The organism is Pseudomonas sp. SMV7, from assembly GCF_052041995.1.
Lineage (GTDB): Bacteria > Pseudomonadota > Gammaproteobacteria > Pseudomonadales > Pseudomonadaceae > Aquipseudomonas.
On record NZ_JBKGGT010000073.1, the window covers coordinates 1 to 279 of the forward strand.

2 tRNA genes are annotated in these 279 nt (G+C 52.0%); both read left to right on the top strand.

Annotated features, from left to right (window positions below):
* Window positions 1-30 precede the first annotated feature (30 nt).
* Window positions 31-107: transfer RNA gene (locus tag ACLEJP_RS25585), tRNA-Ile, on the top strand.
* Window positions 108-131: 24 nt separating this feature from the next.
* Window positions 132-207: transfer RNA gene (locus ACLEJP_RS25590), tRNA-Ala, on the top strand.
* Window positions 208-279: the final 72 nt, after the last annotated feature.

A 279-nucleotide genomic window follows, 5' to 3' on the forward strand; every position in this document is an offset into this window, starting at 1 on the left:
AAAGACGATGTTGTAACGCGACCCTGTTATAGGTCTGTAGCTCAGTTGGTTAGAGCGCACCCCTGATAAGGGTGAGGTCGGCAGTTCAAATCTGCCCAGACCTACCATTACATGGTTCAGCCGTAGAATACGGGGCCATAGCTCAGCTGGGAGAGCGCCTGCCTTGCACGCAGGAGGTCAGCGGTTCGATCCCGCTTGGCTCCACCACTTTCTGCTGTCGTGAAATGTTGCACTTGATCAAACTCAGAAATGAGCATTCGCTTCGAATGTTGATTTCTG